The following is a 16,770-nucleotide window of genomic DNA, read 5'->3' as shown; positions in this document are numbered from 1 at the left end:
ATGGAAGCACAGGAAAACTCCCAGACTGAGCAGAATGCTCAGGCACCCAAGAAGCGCGAGCTGGCGCTCGTATCGCGCAGTACCTATATCAAGGAGAAGGCGCTGCAGTGGATCTTCTTTGCCTGTGCGTTCTTGGCGGTCGTTACCGTCATCCTGATTTTTGTCTTTACCACGTACTCGGCGCTGCCCGTCTTTACCGACATCGGTCTGGCGGACTTCTTTAGCTTTACGTGGGCGCCCTCTGAGGGCCACTACGGCATCATGTCGCTGCTTGCCGGCTCAGGTCTGGTGACCGTCGGTGCGCTCGCCATGGGCGTGCCGCTAGGTGTGGGCACGGCCGTGTACCTGGTCGAGATCGCCGGCAAGCGCGTGCGCAAGCTTATCAGCCCTGCCGTTGACCTGTTGGCCGGCATCCCTTCTATCATCTATGGCTTCTTTGGAATGATCATCATCCGTCCGTTTATCGCGCAACTGACCGGTGGTCTTGGTTTTGGTGCGCTGACGGCGTGGTTCGTGCTTGCCATCATGATCGTTCCTACCATCACCACACTCACCATCGATGCTCTCAATTCCATTCCCATGGGCATTCGCGAGGCATCGTATGCCATGGGCGCCACCAAGTGGCAGACCATCTATAAGGTCGTGCTACCTGCCGCTAAGCTGGGTATCGTGGATGCCATCGTGCTGGGTATGGGCCGTGCCATCGGAGAGACCATGGCCGTGCTCATGGTCGTGGGTAATGCCCCGGTTATTCCCGACAGCATTGCGAGCCCTATCTCGACGCTCACGAGCCAGATCGCACTCGACATGAGCTATTCCTCGGGTCTGCACCGCTCGGCGCTGTTCGGCATGGGCGTGGTCCTGTTTATCATCTCCGCCACGCTGGTGGGCATCGTCCGTCTGATTTCCAAGAAGAAGAGGGGGTAGGCTATGTCCGATTCCGTTGACACGACGGTCGATACGACCTCGTCGCGCGAGCGCATCAAGCGTGCCCTTTCCCACGGCAAGAAGGGCCGCATCAACAAGGACCTGTCCAACAAGATCATGCTTGGCGTGTTCCGTGCCGCGGCATACATCACCACGCTGGTGCTGGTCGCTATCATCGCCTACGTGGTCATTAACGGCCTGCCGCATATCTCACTCGACTTTATCTTCGGTTGGCCCCAGGGCGTCAACGCCGAGGGCGGAATTTGGCCCACAATCGTCTCGACCGTCTATGTGACGGCACTCGCCATGCTTATCTGCACGCCGATCGCTGTGCTGGCAGCCGTCTATCTGGCCGAGTACGCCAAGCAGGGCAAGGTCGTCGAGCTCATTCGCTACGCTGCTGACGCTTTGGCCTCGGTGCCCTCCATCGTTATGGGCCTGTTTGGCTACGCCTTGTTTGTCGAGGCTATGGGTCTGGGCCTTTCGATGGTCTCGGCCGCCCTGGCACTCGCGCTCTTGATGCTTCCCATCGTCATGCGCACCACCGAAGAGGCCATTCGCGCCGTTCCGCGCTATATCCGGTGGGGTGCGTACGGCCTGGGCGCCACCAAGTGGCAGGTCGTCTCCAAGATCGTGCTTCCTTCTGCCTTTGGCCGTATTGCCACGGGTATCGTCCTCGCCATCGGCCGTGCCATTGGCGAGACCGCGGTGGTGCTCTACACCATGGGCCAGGCCATCAATCTACCTATTTCGCCGCTCGATTCCGGCCGTCCCATGACGGTTCACCTGTACCTGCTTGCCAACGACGGCATCAACATGAACGCAGCCTATGGCACCGCGCTCTTGCTGATGGTGATCATTCTGGCCTTCAACCTGTTTGCGCGCTTCCTGTCGCGCAAGCGTCGCTAGTTAAGGAGTCCCATGTCCGTTTATCAGTCCGCTCCCACGCTGGAGCAAGCGGCCATTACGGCCAAGGATTTCAACTTTTGGTACGGTGACTTTCATGCGCTGACGGGGCTTGACCTCAACATCGCCAAAAACGCCATCACCTCCTTCATTGGCCCTTCGGGCTGCGGCAAGTCGACGTTTTTGCGCTGCATCAACCGCATGAATGACCTGATTGAGGGCACGCGCGTCGAGGGCACCATGACGCTCGACGGCAACGATATCTATGCCGAGGGTGTCGATCCGGTCGATCTCCGTCGTCGCGTGGGCATGATCTTTCAGCAGCCCAACCCGTTTCCCAAATCCATCTACGAGAATGTCGCCTTTGGCCCTCGTCTGCAGGGCGTGACTAGCAAAAGCGACCTCGATGACATCGTGGAAGAATCGCTCAAGCGCGCCAACCTCTGGAAAGAGGTATCCAATCAGCTCAACAAGGATGGTTTGGCGCTCTCGGGCGGTCAGCAGCAGCGTCTGTGCATCGCGCGCGTGCTTGCGGTGCAACCCGATGTCCTCCTGATGGACGAGCCCTGCTCCGCCATCGACCCCACTTCCGTCTCTAAGGTCGAGGATCTGATGGCCGAGCTGGCGCCCGAGATGACGATTATCATCGTCACGCATTCAATGCAGCAGGCAGCTCGTATCAGTGACTACACCGCGTTCTTCTTGCAGGAAGTTGCCGGCGAGCCCGCTACGCTCATCGAGTATGGTCAAACCGACGCGATCTTCACCAGCCCGGTGGACTCGCGGACGGAAGACTATATCACCGGCCGCTTTGGCTGATCGGTGCGACTAGTCCCAAGCCGATCGGATCTGGTCCGGTGCGTATTCACTGTGCGGGCGGCATGACCGCACCCAACTGATTGGAGTGAACCATGCGCAAACTGTTTTCCCGTCAGCTCATCGAGGCCCGTCACGAGATGCTGAGCATCTACGAGGCCGTCGATCTGGCCCTCCACGATGCCGTGAAGGCCTATGTGACCGACGACCGCAAGCTCGCCACCAAGACCAAGAAGCGCACGCTTTCGATTGACGCACGCTGCGCCAACCTGGAGGCCGTCTGCTACAACCTGATTGCCACGCAGTCACCGGTCGCCTCCGACTTCCGCTTGCTGCAGACGATCATCTACGTCGACTTTAACCTGCAGCGCATGACCGATAAGGTTCGCCAGATTTGCCGCGCCACGCGTCATATGATCAAGGCCGACATCTCGCTGCCCAAGGAGCTTGTCGGCACGGTCGAGGCCGAGGCTGAGGCCGTCTACCAGGTGCTGGGCTCTTCGCTTTCTGCGCTCGTCACCAACGACATGTCCATCATCTGCAACTTGGCCGTCGAGGACGAGCCAGTGCACGCCGCCTACGAGAAGTTCTTCCGCACCTTTAACCGCATGGACACGGGCGATTTTATGGACGACGACAGCAACTATGACGACCTGCGCCGCGCCATCATGGTATCGCGCTATCTCGATCGCATCGCCTCGATTTCCATCGATGCCGCCTGCCGTCTGACCTTCCTGTTGACCGGACAGCGTATGACTGCCGGTGATATCGCCTGCACTGATGAGGATGAGCTCGAGAGCATGCGCGTGCCTTCGGGCGAGGGTGTTATCATGAGGCCCGCCGTCGATGCACGCTACGTTGCCAAGGTGCCCGTTAACGAGGTCAGCGAGGGTCTTCGCTACCTGCTCGATCATCTTGAGGATGAGGACGATGGCGAGGACGACGAGGAGTAAGTAACCCCGTTCGTCGAAAGATTGTAAATACCTAAGTGAGCGCGGCCTTGCACATGCGGGGCCGCGCTCTTGCGTTAGCATGGGACTACTTGTTTGGCTGTCAGCGGAGGCGATTGGCAATGGATAACTATTTGGACTTGATGCGCGCTCGCCGCGAGCAGATTCTGGAACGTTTTTATGCGGCGCTCGATCGCGCGGGCCGTCCCCACGACGCCGCGAGCCTCATTGCCGTGTCCAAGACCGTTGGTGTCGATGAGACCGTTGCCGCCATCCAGGCGGGGTATCGCCATTTTGCCGAGAACCGCCCGCAGGAGCTGGTTCGCAAGCTCACGGGTCTGGCGGAGCATCCGGAGCTGCCCGAGGTGCGCTTCGATATGATCGGCAACCTGCAGACCAATAAGATCAATGCGGTGCTGGGCTCAGCCGAGCTGATTCACTCGGTGGGTTCGCTGCATCTGGCGCAGGCGATCTCGAGCCGTGCTGTTCGCAAGATTGAGGCAGGCGAGCTCGTCGGCCCCCAGCGTGTGCTCATTGAGGTCAATGTGAGTGGTGAGGAGTCGAAGGGAGGCTTTTCACCCGATGAGATTCGCGCCGCCGCGGGTGAGCTTGCAGAACTTGAGGGAATTTTCGTACAGGGGCTTATGACTATGGCGCCCCGGGGGAATAAGGATGTGGCACGCCGCACCTTTGCGGGGCTTCGTGAGCTGAGGGATGAGCTGGAGGCGGCGCATCCCGATTTGAACCTGCCTGAGCTTTCCTGCGGTATGAGCGAGGACTTTGAGTCTGCCCTTGAGGAGGGCTCTACGCTCGTTCGCCTGGGCAGGGTAGTATTTAGCCCGGAGTTTGCAGTAAAATAAGGCTCTGAAGTGCGCACTGATTATCGGGGCGCCTGCACTAAACCGCGAGAGGACACAACCATGGGCTTCCTTGACGAGATTAAAAATAAGATGCACCTGGGCGGCCAGCAGGGTTACGACCAGGGTTATGGCCAGGACGACGACTACGGCTACGATGACGGCTACGACGATGGCTATCAGGGCAACGGCTACAGTGGTGCTTCGGGCGAGGGCTTCTACACCCAAGACGAGCCGAGCAACGGCCTGCTTGGTCAGACGCGCCGCGGTGAAGCTGAGTCGGTTGCCGTGTATACGCGCTCCGGTCAGCTGGTCGGCGATGACTCTCGCCATGCCACAACGTATAACCCGCCTTCGCGCTCGCAGGACAGTGTTGCGAGCGGTTATCGTCCTGGTGCCTATGACACGCCGTCTAGCTACGCCGAGAACACCCGCGCCCGTGCCGCCGCTGCGCCCGCGCCTGCACCGAGCGATGCCTCGGCCTATGCGAGCAATATCATCAACGCCACACCGCAGCTGCCGGCCTATGTCCTGCGCCCCGAGAGCTATGACGACGTGGAGACCGTGGTGCGCCGCGTTCGCACCAAGCAGCCTGTCGCACTGATTTTTGTGGGCGTACGCACCGAAGTTGCCAAGCGCGTCTTGGACTTCTCTTACGGCTTTGCCTGCGGTCTGGGTGCCACGGTCAAGGAGGTGGGCGACCGCGTGTTCATGGTGCTGCCCGCCGGTTGCGAGGTCAAAGATTCCGATCTCAAGAAGCTTCGTGCGGACGGCTACCTTAAGTAAAGACAAGACGAGGAGATTCCCATCAACATCTACACTATCGTCCAGCTGGTCAACACGCTGTTCAACTTCTATTCCACGCTCATTGTCGTCTACTGCTTTATGACGTGGATTCCCATGAAGCAGGGTGGTTTGCTTCAGGATATTGCCGCGGTGCTTGATAGCGTGTGCGGTCCGTGGCTCAACCTGTTCCGTCGTTTCATCCCGCCGATGGGCGGTATCGATTTTTCGCCGGTCGTTGCGATTATTGCGTTGCAGTTGGTGCAGAGGCTGGTTCTGCAGCTTCTTATAGGTATACTCGTGTAGAACTGACTTAGTAACTTACGTCGGGCGTGTAGCGCCGAGGCGATGAAAAAGGAGACTTGTTATGGCTATTACCCCTGCAGACATCCAGGCTCAGACTTTCTCTGAGGCCAAGCGTGGCTACGATCCTGCCGAGGTCGACGTCTTCTTGGAGACGCTGTCCTCTGAGGTTGACGCTATGCTCGCTAAGATCGTCGACCTTAAGGGTCGTCTGACTGCTACCGAGCAGCAGCTTGCCGATGCGCAGGCTCAGCTTGCCCAGGCTCAGGATGCCCCCGCCCAGGCCGTTCCTGCCGCCCCCGTGGCTGCTCCCGCCCCTGACTTCTCCGCTCAGGAGCGCCAGATTTCCGCTGCCCTGATCGCTGCCCAGCAGACCGCTGAGACCATCGTCAACGATGCCAATGAGAACGCTGAGCGTATTCGCAACGAGGCTGACGCCAAGGCCCGCGAGGTTATCCGCCAGGCTCTGACCGAAAAGCAGGCTGAGCTCGAGGAGATCGATCGTCTCAAGGCTTCTCGTGAGGAGTTCAAGGCCGAGTATCTCAAGCTCATCCAGCACTTCATGGACGATGCCCAGAACTCCTTCCCGGCCGACCTCATGGCCTCCACGCCGGTCGGTTCTGCCGCTTCTCCTGCGGTGACTGTTCCCGCCGAGCCGCTGCCCGTCGCTGACCCGGTTGTCCCCGTGGCCGATCCCTTCGCCCCGATCGACAACTTCGCTGCCGACGACCTGGACTAACATTCGGCCTACAATTTAGTGCCTAGAAAGGACCCGCAGCTTGCGGGTCCTTTTTTATGACTGTACCGGGGCGCGCAACATAAAAAACCGAGCCCTGCACATAGTGGCGCAGAACTCGGCGAACCGGTGAGCGGTCAAGGATAGGTTTTAGGGCATGTCCCAAAATCTACTTGAGGAGGAAGTTGGAGAGGGGAATGGTACGGGCCTCGCGATGCTCGGAATCGGCGATGTGGTCGGCAGGATATCCGCAGACGAGCATGTGATAGGGATAGACGCCCTTGGGCAGATTGAACTGCTCCTGCGCCACCTCAGGCTTAAAATGGCATACCCAACACGTTCCCAGGCCCTGCTCGGTGGCCTCCATCATCATCTGATCGCACACTATGGACGTATCGATTTCACTGGAATTCATCTGGTCATACGGGCGCACCCAAGCGTCTTCGGTAACGCTACAAATAAGGAAGATGAGCGGAGCGCCAAAGATAGATCCATCACGAGCAAACCGAGGCTGACAAGCAGCAGCCTTCTCCAGAAGCTCAGGCGTATCCAGCACCATCACACGAGAAGGATGATTATTACAAGCAGAAGGAGCAATCCGCCCAGCCTCAACAATGGCATCCACCACAGCCTGCTCCACAGCCCGATCTTCAAACTCACGACAAGAATACCGACCCCGAGCCAGATCCAAATACCCCATAACCAAACCCTCCAAAGTCAGCAAATCAATCCAAGGTAAACCAAAGGGTACCCAAACCCCCATCCACCCAAACGCCCACCGAATACCAAAGTGTTCAATTGGGTATTAAAGGCCCCCTCGGCCAACCCCCCATTGCGCTCTAACTATCAGCCAAAGTTCCAATGGTGGTACGTAAGGCGAAGGGCCGGCCACGGTTTACTTTCGAACGACTCTGCAAAGCAGCCGGAGTGAGAAAGCAAACCGTGGCCGGCCCTTCGCCGCCGGGACACGTACCCCCAATTAACTGTTCTTCATGACAATCGAATCCACAACATCGGCCACATTCTCGCAGCAGTCGGCGCAGTACTCCAGGAAGGCGTAGACGTCACGCCAAGCGATGACCTCGAGCGGATCCTTGCCGTTAACGTGCAGGTTGCGCATGGCGTTGATGTAGAGCTCGTCGGCCTCGGACTCGATGGTGTTGATCTGGATGACCAGCTCGCGCAGGGTCTTGGACTTGCGGTAGTTGGGCAGCTCGACCATCAGGTCTTTCATGGCGCGGCAGGCGTCAGTCACCTTGTGGGCGATGACGATGGCGTCGGGATGGATGCTCTGAATGTTGGTGAAGTAGACGCGCTGCACGACGCCCTCAATACGGTCGAGCACGGTGTCGAGCGCGCAGCTCATCAGATCCAGATCCTCGCGCTCGAGCGGGGTGATAAAGGCGGTGAGCAGGGCGTCTTCGAGCTCGTGGTGCTTCTTGTCTGCCGCATGCTCAATCGCATGCATCTCCTCGAGCATGTCGTGGATCTGCGCGGGATCAAAGTTCTCAAAAATCTTGATGAGCAACTCTGCGGCCTGGACAGCAAGGTCGGCGCAGGCGACGTAGTTGTCAAAGTAGAACGAATCGGGTTTCTTTGCCATGGGTGGGTCCTTTCGAGGCGAAGACGGGTGGGCGAAGTGTTGCGGTCCAGATGGACGTTCGGTTTGACTAGAGGAACATCATGAACAGCTTGGCCATGACAAAGCTGATGAGTCCGCAGGCGGGGAAGGTGAAGAACCAGGTGAACATCATGTCCTTGACGACGCCGAAGTTGATGGCCGAGAGGCGCTTGACGGCACCGACGCCCATGATGGCGCAGGTCTTGATGTGTGTGGAGGACACGGGGATGCCGGTAAGGGTGGCAAGCAGCAGGTTCGCGGCGCCCGCGAGGTCGGCGGAGAAGCCCTGATACTTCTCGAGCTTAACCATGCTCTGGCCGACGGACTTGATGATGCGCTCACCGCCCACGCTGGTGCCGATACCCATGGTGGCCGAGCACAGCAGCATAATCCAGATGGGGATGCCGGCATCGCCGACGCTGGTCTGGCCGTTTGCGAAGGCCACGCCTAAAAAGAGCACGCCGATGAACTTCTGTCCATCCTGCGCGCCGTGCATAAAGCTCATGGCCGCAGCGCTCGCAATCTGAGCGTATTTAAAGAAGACATTGGCACGTCGCCTGTTGGCGGCGGCGAAAAGAATCGAGACGAGTTTGCACAGGACCCAGCCCATGACAAAGCCCAGGCCGATGGAGAGCGCCAGGCCGTAGATGACCTTCATCCACTCGTGGACGTTGACGCTGCTCGCGCCGCCGAGGGCGATAGCGGCACCGGTCAGGCCGGCGATAAGGCTGTGGCTTTGCGAGGTGGGGATGCCAAAACGCGACGCTGTGGCGCCGTAGACGACGATGGAGAACAACGCCGCGCACAGGCAGGCGAGCGCCATGGTGCTGTTTCCGCCAAAATCGACGATATGTGAGATGGTGTTGGCGACGCTCGCATTAAAGTGCGTCATGATGAGCACGCCGAGGAAGTTGAATGCGGCGCTCATGAGAATGGCGGCGCGGGCGGGCATGCAACGCGTAGTGACGCAGGTCGCGATGGCGTTGGGCGCGTCGGTCCATCCATTGACGAAGATGGCGCCCAACGCGAGGATCACGGTGACGGCAAGGACTGGGTTCGACACAATTTGGCCGAGGAAGGTTGAGAACGTTACGTCCATATATGGGCTTTCTCGAAGTTTGCAGACACGTTACAAAAACATGATAAATCGTATCACCTCCTACGGGTTTCTTTGCCGAGTTCTGATGGGAGAAGTAATTTTTTGGCACTAAAATTGAATATTAGCCCTGTTGACCGTGGGTGTTCTTTTTGCTATCACGCCATGCGGACACGCGCGTTCGCTCCGACACTCCAAAACCACAGTCTGTTCGCTTTACAACATGCAAACATGCGTTCGATAATAGGAGACATGGAATATCGACAGACAGATGGCAAAACTCGGCGCGTGCACAAGCAGTATGTGGACGTCGTGGCTCGCATCCTCGCGGGCGGACAGGTCGTGCCGGTCACCGTCTGCTGGGTCGACGGTCGTTGCTTTACGATTGACGAGATTGTCTCGACCGCTGGGTTTGGCCTGACGGTTCACGGCATCCGTACGGCAACCTATAAGGTGCGTTTTGGCGGGCACGCGACCGAGTTGTATCTGGAGGACCAGACGCGCGAACGACCAGATGGCTCGCAGGCCCACCTGATGCGTTGGTGGGTGTGGGCATTCGACCGTACGCTTGAGGGCGAGCGCCGTAGGTAAGGACGCACGGCGTTCGGGTACAATGACAGGAATCTTGTCACCTGCTGCGCCGTCTTTCACGGCACTTTTTGAAAGGACGAACCTATGAACGATATCCAGGGCTATCAGAACGGCCCCGTCGAGAGCGGCGCAAGCCGCGCCAAGGAGATGTCGCCGCGCGCGTACAACCTTGTCATGTCTGCCCTGATCTTTTTGGGCTTTTGCGCCATGGGCGTCGGTGCTTACTTTACGAGCACCATGTCGTTTGCGCGCATGATGATGAGCGGCGCCGCTTTGCCGCTGGTCTTTGGCTCATTTATTTTGACCATCGTCGGCATGGTCATGATGTCGGCCGCCGCCAGCAAGCAGTCCGTGGGCCTGTCCCTTGTGGGCTACGTAATCTTTGCGAGCACCTTTGGCCTGACCGCGTCGTTTGGCCTTGCCAACTACGACCTGCCCACCATCAACACTGCCTTTATCGCCACGGCCGCCATCACCTTTGTCTTTGGCGCCTTGGGCGTGACGTTCCCCAAGTTTTTCCAGCGCGTATATGGCATCGGTTTTGGCATTCTGCTCGCTACTATTCTGGTTGAGATCGTGCTGATGTTCATGGGCGTCTCACAGACCATCACCGACCTGATCGTGATCGTGGTGTTCGCCGGCTTTATTGGCTACGACACCTATGTTGCCACGACGGTGCCGCCTACGCTGCCCAACGCCGTGCTCATGGCGTCCAATCTGTTCGTGGACATTATCAACGTGTTCTTGCGCATCCTGAACATCCTCGGCCGTCGCGACTAGTGGCGAATTGCGGCGGTGCTTGCCGTGCGTGCAAATCGATGCGAAAGGCGGTCCTTCGGGGCCGTCTTTTTTGTACGCGGCGGGGTATCATGGATGGGAAAAGCCGATAGCGGCAGAGACCGAGAAAGGTGACCACTTATGGCAGACGTCGACAACAGGAACCGTAACCGCAGGTCCAACCGAGCGGGTCAGCCCAATCCCAAGCGCGAGGCCCGTGCCAAGGCCGCCGAGCGTCACGTGGCAACTGTGTCCGAAGCGTGCGCCAAGGATATCGAGCGTTCGCTTGCCGGTGTTCGCGAGTTTGACGGTATGCCTGCCGGCTTTGTCTCGGCGATGAAGGCCAGGGTCCAGAAGGCAGCGGCTGCTGAGGAGCAAGCTGCCGAGGACGTCGAGGCTGCCGAGGTCGAGGCTACTGAGGCTGCTGAGGTCGAGGCTGCGGTCGATGCCGAGGTGGCGCCCGAGCCCGTCGAGGAGGCCACCGAAGCCGAGCCCGCGCCTGCCGCCGAGGAGCCCGCTCCGGTCCTGCCCGAGGTCACCGTGCTCGACGCCTCTGCCACGCAGGCCATTCTGGATAACGGTCGAGGCTACGCGCAGTTCTGCGACATGGCTGTGCTTGCCTTTGCCTCGTTCACCAATCCGGGCGGTGGCTACATCCAGGGCTATCTGGGCCAGGAGGCCACGCTGTGCGCCGATTCGTACCTGTACAATGTCCTTGATAAGCAGCGTAAATGGTACGGCGAGAACCGTCGCCGCAACATCAACTGTGAGCTGTACCGCAACCGTGCGCTGGTGGTGCCCGCGGTGCGCTTCGACCGCAAGCATGTGCACGCCTATGCCGACGTAATCGTCGCCGCTGCACCCAACGCCAAGCGTGCTCGCCAGGAGTACCGCGTGAGCGACGATGCCTTGCTTGACGCCCTGCGCGACCGCATTCGCTTTGTGCTTGCTATCTGCGATGAGCTGGGCCGCGAGAAGCTCGTACTGGGTGCTTGGGGCTGCGAGAACAACGGCTTTGACGCCGAGGCCGTGGCCGAGCTCTTCCGCAAGGAGCTCGCATCGGGCGACTTCAAGGTCAAGCAGGTCTTCTTTGCCGTGCCCTCTACGCGCTGGGACGAGGATTTTGCCAAGTTCGAGCACGTGCTGGCAAACTTCCCCGAGCGCAACGAGGAGTCCTATGCCCAGGTTGCCGCCCGCGCCGCAGCCGCTCGTGCCGCCGAGCAGGCCCAGGCAGCAGCCGAGGACGATGAGGACGAGGACGACTGGCGCAAGTACCTGTAAGCGGTGCGCGCGATGTGATATGCCAAGCCGACGGGAGGGATTGCTCCCGTCGGCTTTTTACGGAATGGGGAACTCAAGATGAAAAACGTTCTGTGCTTTGGTGACAGCAACACCTATGGCTATGATCCGGCGGGTATGCGCGACGGCACCGCAGTGCGCTATGCGCAGGATGTGCGCTGGTGCGGTGTGGTGCAGCGTGACCTGGGTGAGGGTTGGCATGTGATTGAGGAAGGCCTAAATGGTCGCACGACGGTGCGCGACGATATGTGCCATCTGGACACCAACCTCAACGGCATTCGCGCGCTGCCGATGCTGCTCGAAGCCCATAAGCCGCTGGACGCGATCGTGATTATGCTGGGCACCAACGACTGCAAGACGGTCTTTGGCGTGACAGCCTCCGATATCGCCCGTGGCGCCATGGCACTGATTCGCGCCGTCCGCGCGTTTGCCTGGACCGATGCCGCGCCCTGCCCACGGATTCTGCTGATGGCGCCTATCAAGATTAAGCCGCAGATCGCCGACGTATATATGACCGATTTTGACGAGCATTCCGTAGAAGCCTCGGAACATTTTGGTGAGTACTACGCGCATGTGGCTGAGCAGTTTGGCTGCGACTTTTTGAATGCCGCCGACTTTGCCGAGCCGGGCGATATCGATTATCTGCACATGATGCCCGAAGGCCACGAGAGCTTGGGACATGCCGTGGCAGCCAAGCTCCAAGAGATGCTCGGTGAGTAGCGCAGCCCCAAACCAGTACAAAAGTTTCCCTTGCGGCGGCTTGTTTCGTTGGTTTGTCTCGATCTGTAACAGCTGTAAGGCCGAAAACGGGCTAGATGTTACAGATTGAGATTATTCAGGTTGATATCGGTCGTTTGTCTCGATCTGTAACATCTAGGGTCGATTTTGCCGATCTACTGTTACAGATCGAGATTATCTTCTCGGCAGAATTTGAATGTCTCAATCTGTAACAGGTGGGCCGAAAAATGGACTCTAACTGTTACGGATCGAGATGTCTGTGGGAACCACCGCAAAGGTGTCTGTCCCCTTTGCGGTGGTTTTGGACTGCGAATCTTAGTACTGCCACATGTGGTTGACGGGGCCGGAGCCTTTGCCCATGTCAAAGCCGGCGGCCAGAGCGCCGGTTAGGTAGGCCTTGCCGGCGTTGACGGCGTCGGCAAGATCCATGCCCTGAGCCAGCGCGCAGGCGATGGCGGACGAGAGCGTGCATCCGGTGCCGTGCGTGTTGTCGGTCTCGATGCGCTTGTGGCGGAACCACGTGGTGAGTGGATCTCCCAGATGGTTGCCCTCGTCATCGAGTGGCGCGGGTTCGGCCAGTACATCGTTGGCCTCGTTGACAAGATGCCCACCCTTAACGAGGGATGCGCAACCAAAGCGGCGGGTGAGGAGCATGGCAGCATTTTGCTGCGTGCGCTCGGAGTCGACCTCATAGTCGAGCAGTGCCATGGCCTCGGGAATATTGGGCGTGATAACCGTCGCTAGCGGGAACAGGCGGCGGGTGAGCGCCTCGGCGGCATCTTCGGCAATCAGCCGCGCGCCCGAGGTGGCGACCATGACGGGGTCGACGACCACGTTCGTTGCGTTCCAGGCGCTCAAGCGGTCGGCGATGACTTCGATAATCTCGACAGAAGAAACCATGCCGATCTTGACGGCGCTGGGGCGGATATCGTCAAAAACGGCGTCAATTTGCGCGGCTACGATATCTGGCGAGATATCCTGCACGGCGGTAACGCCCAGGGTGTTTTGCGCTGTGATGGCGGTGATGGCCGTCTCGGCATACAGGCGGTGCGCCGTGATGGTCTTGATGTCGGCCTGAATGCCGGCGCCACCGCTGGAATCGGATCCCGCGATGGACAGGACGGCAGGTACCTTACTACGATCCATGTTCGCTCCCTTGTTCGGTCGGAATCAAATGGGTCTTTAAGCCAGCATTATAAAGATGCCCGGGCCGACTCTATGCCGAACCCGGGCGGGCGATGCAATCTCTACGCAAGTGTAAGTAAATGTTCACAAGTCAACAATTGACAGGCACCAGCTCGCCGCCAGAAGCGGCCGCGGCGACAGGGTTAGTCCTCCATGCCGAGGTCGATCGTGGTGCCCTCGAAGATCTTGTTGACGGTGCGGACGGCGCACATCTTGCCACACATGGTACAAGTGCCCTCGGTGGCGGCGGGGGACTCCTCGTAGCGCTTCTTGCCCGTAACCGGGTCGAGCGCGCACTTCCACATGGCGTCCCAGTCGAGCTTGCGGCGTGCCTGGCCCATCTTGTCGTCCATGTCGCGGGCGTGGGGCACCTTTTTGGCGATGTCGGCGGCGTGTGCGGCAATCTTGGTGGCCATGAGGCCGTCGAGCACGTCCTGGGCGTTGGGCAGGCACAAGTGCTCGGCCGGCGTCACGTAGCACAGGAAGTCGGCGCCGGAGCTGGCGGAGATAGCGCCGCCGATGGCAGCGGTGATGTGGTCGTAGCCCACGCCGATATCGGTCACCAGCGGCCCGAGCACATAGAACGGGGCGTTGTGGCACAGGCGCTTCTGCAGTTTCATGTTGGCGGCGATCTCGTCGAGCGCCATGTGGCCCGGACCCTCGACCATAACCTGGACGCCGGCGGCCCATGCGCGCTTGCACAGCTTGCCCAGCTCGATCATCTCGGCGGTCTCGGTGGCGTCGTTGGAGTCGTAGAGGCAGCCCGGGCGACAGGAGTCGCCGAGCGAAATCGTCACGTCGTACTCGTGGCAGATTTCGAGCAGCTCGTCGTAGAACTCATAGAACGGGTTCTCGTTACCGGTGACCTCCATCCAGCCAAACAGCAGCGAGCCGCCGCGGCTCACGATGTTCATGAGGCGGCCGGTCTCCTTAAAGGTCTTTGTGACCGACTTGTTGATGCCGCAGTGGATGGTCATAAAGTCCACGCCGTCCTCGGCGTGCGCGCGCACGACCTCGAACAGGTCGTCCTTGGTAAGCTTGACCAGCGGCTTTTCCATGTAGCCGATGGCGTCGTACATGGGGACGGTACCTACCATGAGCGGCGTCTCGTCGATGAGCTGCTGGCGGAACTGGCGCGTCTTGCCCGAGTTGGAGAGGTCCATGATGGCGTCGGCGCCAAAGTCCTCGGCGATCTTGACCTTCTTCCACTCTTCGGCGGCATCGGCCTTATCGCCCGAGATGCCCAAGTTGACGTTGACCTTGGTGGACAGGCCCTCACCGACGCCAAAGGCGCGCATGCCCTTTTTGATGTGCACGATGTTGGCGGGAATGGCGATGCGGCCGTCGGCCACGCGCTCGCGGATGTACTCGGGGTCGCGATGCTCGCGCTCGGCGACCTCCTTCATCTGCGGTGTGATCTGCCCGGCGCGGGCGAAGTCGATTTGCGTGACGAGCTTGGGCTCGGTCTGTGTGCTCATTGGCACGGCTCCCTTCGTTGGCATTACCCATATCAGGTTTGCGGGTCAGGGCGGGCGCGCCCAGTCTCAGCCTGCCGTCTTGTCCTGCAAGCTCCCCGTTTATGTAATGGGCTCAAGTATAGCTCGAATGGGTACGATTGGCCTAACGGACGTGCCAGTGGGGAGGCGTACATGGAAGACAAGCATCTATATCGAGAGACACAATGGGACATATCGGCCGAGGAGGGCCGTGCGCACCATGGGTTAGTCGCGATTGGCTTTGCGGTGCTTGCCGTGCTGGTGATTGCCTTTTGTATTTGGACGTTTGGCGGTCGCGGCGGCGCTGCCTGGGAATTTGAGGCCGATGATGCCCTGCCGATTATGACGGTGAGGAGTACTGGCGGTAATGCCAATACGCTCGCCGTTCCGGGCGATTATTGGTATCCGCGCGACGAGTTTGTGCAGTTGCAGCTGAGTGGTGGATCCATTCCGGGTGAAGAAATCGAACGCGTGACGTTTGATGCAGCGCTCAAAACGCTCACGGTAAAGCTCAAAGATCAGGGGGACGTGCCCACGACCATGGATATCGCCCTGACGGAATGGCGTTTGGAGCCTCCGACGGGTGTTGCGGTGTCCGAGGTTGAGCACGTCAAGATTGTCTATCAGGACGGTTCGACAAATGGGATTGCAAAGGCCGACGGTCTAGCAGAATAGGTGTCGAGCCTAGCAGCCAATTCATAAAAGTTGCGGTGGAATAGTTCCTGATTGTGCGATAAAAGGCTCAAATAGGAACTATTCCACCGCAAGTTATATGGAGAAAGCTGAGCGGGTCAGTGTTGGGTGCCGGCTCTAGAGTGCTCGTTGATGAACACGAGGGTGCCTGGGCATGAGAGCTCGGGAAAGTGTCGATAACCAACGTCGAACGCGGTGAGCTCGCTTGCATCCTCGAGCTTGTTTTCTGCCATCCACCGCACCATGGAGCCGCGCGCCTTTTTGCTGGCGGTCGACCGCTGGATGGGCTTCCCGTTGCGGATACCCTCGCCAAAGAGGCATGTGACGGCCGTGGCGTCGCCCGCGAGGTGGGGCAGAACGGCTTTGGCATACTCTACGCTGGCGAGGTTGACGATCGTGGTGTTTGAGCCTGCCGGGGCGATAGCCCGCGCGAGCTTGTCGCTCCAAAACGCGTAGAGGTCTCGGGCATCGTCAACGGCGAGCTTCGCGCCCATCTCCAGCCGATACGGTTCGACGGCATGAAAGGGACGAACGCACCCGTAGAGGCCGGAGAGGATCCACAGATGGTCTTGCAGCCATGCGAGCTGCGCGGAATTCATCACCTCGGGTACCATGCTCTGGTATTGAATGCCGTGATAGGACATGACGGCAGGGGAGATGTGACGGGCGAGTGCGGGATTGTCGAGATCGCCGCTTTTCAGGATGGGCCCGAACTCATGCAGGGTGTTGAGGCAAGGCCCCAGCAGTTTGTCACTCACGTTCCACAGCGCCTGCAGGCCGCCGCTGCCTTCATTCCGCTCGATATCTAGCAGTGCGCGGTGGAGGCGAGCCGTCTCGCGCACAAAGGGTGGAATGCCCAGGACTTCAAAAGCATCTTGGGCCGCGCGCATCTGCTTGGCGGGCGAAATGATGACTTGAAGCATGGACTCTGCCAAAAAAGTTGCGGTGGAATACGGTCTGTTTTGGCCGTTTATGGGCCAGTTTAGTCTGTATTTC

At 59.3% G+C, this 16,770-nt stretch carries 19 protein-coding genes; 13 read left to right on the top strand and 6 right to left on the bottom strand.

Annotated features, from left to right (window positions below):
- From pstC to FGQ61_RS02540, 8 genes are all read left to right on the top strand, one after another.
- Positions 1-927 carry a phosphate ABC transporter permease subunit PstC gene (gene pstC / locus FGQ61_RS02575; RefSeq protein WP_117820381.1) on the top strand — a complete coding sequence of 309 codons (927 nt, stop codon included), beginning with the start codon at positions 1-3 and terminating at the stop codon, positions 925-927.
- 3 nt (positions 928-930) lie between these two features.
- Complete coding sequence (gene pstA / locus FGQ61_RS02570; protein ID WP_006234250.1) at positions 931-1,836, top strand: phosphate ABC transporter permease PstA; 906 nt, start codon at positions 931-933, stop codon at positions 1,834-1,836.
- A gap of 12 nt (positions 1,837-1,848) precedes the next feature.
- The gene (gene pstB, locus FGQ61_RS02565; protein WP_089571588.1) at positions 1,849-2,652 is read left to right on the top strand and encodes a phosphate ABC transporter ATP-binding protein PstB; all 804 of its coding nucleotides are present in this window, start codon (positions 1,849-1,851) and stop codon (positions 2,650-2,652) included.
- Positions 2,653-2,744: 92 nt separating this feature from the next.
- Positions 2,745-3,602 (top strand): phosphate signaling complex PhoU family protein, encoded by an 858-nt coding sequence (locus FGQ61_RS02560; protein ID WP_006234247.1) that lies wholly within the window; start codon positions 2,745-2,747, stop codon positions 3,600-3,602.
- 119 nt (positions 3,603-3,721) lie between these two features.
- On the top strand, positions 3,722-4,459 hold the full coding sequence (locus FGQ61_RS02555) for a YggS family pyridoxal phosphate-dependent enzyme (RefSeq protein ID WP_138374474.1): 738 nt from the start codon (positions 3,722-3,724) through the stop codon (positions 4,457-4,459).
- A gap of 60 nt (positions 4,460-4,519) precedes the next feature.
- Positions 4,520-5,242, top strand: coding sequence for a cell division protein SepF (locus FGQ61_RS02550; protein ID WP_022094497.1), 723 nt, complete (start codon positions 4,520-4,522; stop codon positions 5,240-5,242).
- Between the two features lie 15 nt (positions 5,243-5,257).
- Complete coding sequence (locus tag FGQ61_RS02545; RefSeq protein WP_040358293.1) at positions 5,258-5,545, top strand: YggT family protein; 288 nt, start codon at positions 5,258-5,260, stop codon at positions 5,543-5,545.
- Between the two features lie 61 nt (positions 5,546-5,606).
- Positions 5,607-6,281 carry a DivIVA domain-containing protein gene (locus FGQ61_RS02540; protein ID WP_022094499.1) on the top strand — a complete coding sequence of 225 codons (675 nt, stop codon included), beginning with the start codon at positions 5,607-5,609 and terminating at the stop codon, positions 6,279-6,281.
- Positions 6,282-6,447: 166 nt separating this feature from the next.
- Here the strand turns inward: FGQ61_RS02540 and FGQ61_RS02535 are convergent, their stop codons facing one another.
- From FGQ61_RS02535 to FGQ61_RS02525, 3 genes are all read right to left on the bottom strand, one after another.
- Positions 6,448-6,978: a nitroreductase family protein gene (locus FGQ61_RS02535; protein ID WP_138374473.1), complete on the bottom strand. Its 531-nt coding sequence runs from the start codon at positions 6,976-6,978 to the stop codon at positions 6,448-6,450.
- 279 nt (positions 6,979-7,257) lie between these two features.
- On the bottom strand, positions 7,258-7,881 hold the full coding sequence (locus tag FGQ61_RS02530; RefSeq protein ID WP_117655140.1) for a DUF47 domain-containing protein: 624 nt from the start codon (positions 7,879-7,881) through the stop codon (positions 7,258-7,260).
- Between the two features lie 67 nt (positions 7,882-7,948).
- Complete coding sequence (locus FGQ61_RS02525; protein WP_117655139.1) at positions 7,949-8,998, bottom strand: inorganic phosphate transporter; 1,050 nt, start codon at positions 8,996-8,998, stop codon at positions 7,949-7,951.
- Positions 8,999-9,247: 249 nt separating this feature from the next.
- On the opposite strand from FGQ61_RS02525, the gene FGQ61_RS02520 reads away from it, so the two are divergent.
- The 4 genes from FGQ61_RS02520 to FGQ61_RS02505 all read left to right on the top strand — a co-directional run bounded on the left by FGQ61_RS02520 (position 9,248) and on the right by FGQ61_RS02505 (position 12,382).
- Positions 9,248-9,586: a hypothetical protein gene (locus FGQ61_RS02520; RefSeq protein WP_138374472.1), complete on the top strand. Its 339-nt coding sequence runs from the start codon at positions 9,248-9,250 to the stop codon at positions 9,584-9,586.
- Positions 9,587-9,670: 84 nt separating this feature from the next.
- Positions 9,671-10,366 (top strand): Bax inhibitor-1 family protein, encoded by a 696-nt coding sequence (locus FGQ61_RS02515; protein WP_006234235.1) that lies wholly within the window; start codon positions 9,671-9,673, stop codon positions 10,364-10,366.
- Between the two features lie 138 nt (positions 10,367-10,504).
- Positions 10,505-11,644 (top strand): TIGR02452 family protein, encoded by a 1,140-nt coding sequence (locus FGQ61_RS02510; protein ID WP_138374471.1) that lies wholly within the window; start codon positions 10,505-10,507, stop codon positions 11,642-11,644.
- A 78-nt stretch (positions 11,645-11,722) separates the two neighbouring features.
- Positions 11,723-12,382 (top strand): SGNH/GDSL hydrolase family protein, encoded by a 660-nt coding sequence (locus tag FGQ61_RS02505; protein WP_138374470.1) that lies wholly within the window; start codon positions 11,723-11,725, stop codon positions 12,380-12,382.
- Between the two features lie 333 nt (positions 12,383-12,715).
- Here FGQ61_RS02505 and thiD read toward each other — a convergent pair whose 3' ends face one another.
- Together thiD and thiC are read right to left on the bottom strand one after the other, a co-directional pair.
- Positions 12,716-13,546 (bottom strand): bifunctional hydroxymethylpyrimidine kinase/phosphomethylpyrimidine kinase, encoded by an 831-nt coding sequence (gene thiD / locus FGQ61_RS02500; protein WP_055286100.1) that lies wholly within the window; start codon positions 13,544-13,546, stop codon positions 12,716-12,718.
- 182 nt (positions 13,547-13,728) lie between these two features.
- On the bottom strand, positions 13,729-15,063 hold the full coding sequence (gene thiC, locus FGQ61_RS02495; protein WP_117820371.1) for a phosphomethylpyrimidine synthase ThiC: 1,335 nt from the start codon (positions 15,061-15,063) through the stop codon (positions 13,729-13,731).
- Between the two features lie 171 nt (positions 15,064-15,234).
- Here thiC and FGQ61_RS02490 point away from each other — a divergent pair, with 171 nt between their 5' ends.
- Positions 15,235-15,756: a hypothetical protein gene (locus FGQ61_RS02490; RefSeq protein WP_138374469.1), complete on the top strand. Its 522-nt coding sequence runs from the start codon at positions 15,235-15,237 to the stop codon at positions 15,754-15,756.
- Positions 15,757-15,872: 116 nt separating this feature from the next.
- Here FGQ61_RS02490 and FGQ61_RS02485 read toward each other — a convergent pair whose 3' ends face one another.
- Positions 15,873-16,697 (bottom strand): YaaA family protein, encoded by an 825-nt coding sequence (locus FGQ61_RS02485; protein ID WP_138374468.1) that lies wholly within the window; start codon positions 16,695-16,697, stop codon positions 15,873-15,875.
- Positions 16,698-16,770: the final 73 nt, after the last annotated feature.

Source organism: Collinsella aerofaciens (genome assembly GCF_005844325.1).
Classification (GTDB): domain Bacteria; phylum Actinomycetota; class Coriobacteriia; order Coriobacteriales; family Coriobacteriaceae; genus Collinsella; species Collinsella aerofaciens_G.
The sequence above is the reverse complement of the archived record's forward strand: the minus strand, read 5'-3'. Positions and strand labels throughout refer to the sequence as shown.

Excerpts from the sequence above, each read along its gene's own strand:
- pstC (WP_117820381.1), top strand. The coding sequence starts at position 1 with ATGGAAGCACAGGAAAACTCCCAGACTGAGCAGAATGCTCAGGCACCC.
- pstA (WP_006234250.1), top strand. The coding sequence starts at position 931 with ATGTCCGATTCCGTTGACACGACGGTCGATACGACCTCGTCGCGCGAG.
- pstB (WP_089571588.1), top strand. The coding sequence starts at position 1,849 with ATGTCCGTTTATCAGTCCGCTCCCACGCTGGAGCAAGCGGCCATTACG.
- FGQ61_RS02560 (WP_006234247.1), top strand. The coding sequence starts at position 2,745 with ATGCGCAAACTGTTTTCCCGTCAGCTCATCGAGGCCCGTCACGAGATG.
- FGQ61_RS02555 (WP_138374474.1), top strand. The coding sequence starts at position 3,722 with ATGGATAACTATTTGGACTTGATGCGCGCTCGCCGCGAGCAGATTCTG.
- FGQ61_RS02550 (WP_022094497.1), top strand. The coding sequence starts at position 4,520 with ATGGGCTTCCTTGACGAGATTAAAAATAAGATGCACCTGGGCGGCCAG.
- FGQ61_RS02540 (WP_022094499.1), top strand. The coding sequence starts at position 5,607 with ATGGCTATTACCCCTGCAGACATCCAGGCTCAGACTTTCTCTGAGGCC.
- FGQ61_RS02535 (WP_138374473.1), bottom strand. The coding sequence starts at position 6,978 with ATGGGGTATTTGGATCTGGCTCGGGGTCGGTATTCTTGTCGTGAGTTT.
- FGQ61_RS02530 (WP_117655140.1), bottom strand. The coding sequence starts at position 7,881 with ATGGCAAAGAAACCCGATTCGTTCTACTTTGACAACTACGTCGCCTGC.
- FGQ61_RS02525 (WP_117655139.1), bottom strand. The coding sequence starts at position 8,998 with ATGGACGTAACGTTCTCAACCTTCCTCGGCCAAATTGTGTCGAACCCA.
- FGQ61_RS02520 (WP_138374472.1), top strand. The coding sequence starts at position 9,248 with ATGGAATATCGACAGACAGATGGCAAAACTCGGCGCGTGCACAAGCAG.
- FGQ61_RS02515 (WP_006234235.1), top strand. The coding sequence starts at position 9,671 with ATGAACGATATCCAGGGCTATCAGAACGGCCCCGTCGAGAGCGGCGCA.
- FGQ61_RS02510 (WP_138374471.1), top strand. The coding sequence starts at position 10,505 with ATGGCAGACGTCGACAACAGGAACCGTAACCGCAGGTCCAACCGAGCG.
- FGQ61_RS02505 (WP_138374470.1), top strand. The coding sequence starts at position 11,723 with ATGAAAAACGTTCTGTGCTTTGGTGACAGCAACACCTATGGCTATGAT.
- thiD (WP_055286100.1), bottom strand. The coding sequence starts at position 13,546 with ATGGATCGTAGTAAGGTACCTGCCGTCCTGTCCATCGCGGGATCCGAT.
- thiC (WP_117820371.1), bottom strand. The coding sequence starts at position 15,063 with ATGAGCACACAGACCGAGCCCAAGCTCGTCACGCAAATCGACTTCGCC.
- FGQ61_RS02490 (WP_138374469.1), top strand. The coding sequence starts at position 15,235 with ATGGAAGACAAGCATCTATATCGAGAGACACAATGGGACATATCGGCC.
- FGQ61_RS02485 (WP_138374468.1), bottom strand. The coding sequence starts at position 16,697 with ATGCTTCAAGTCATCATTTCGCCCGCCAAGCAGATGCGCGCGGCCCAA.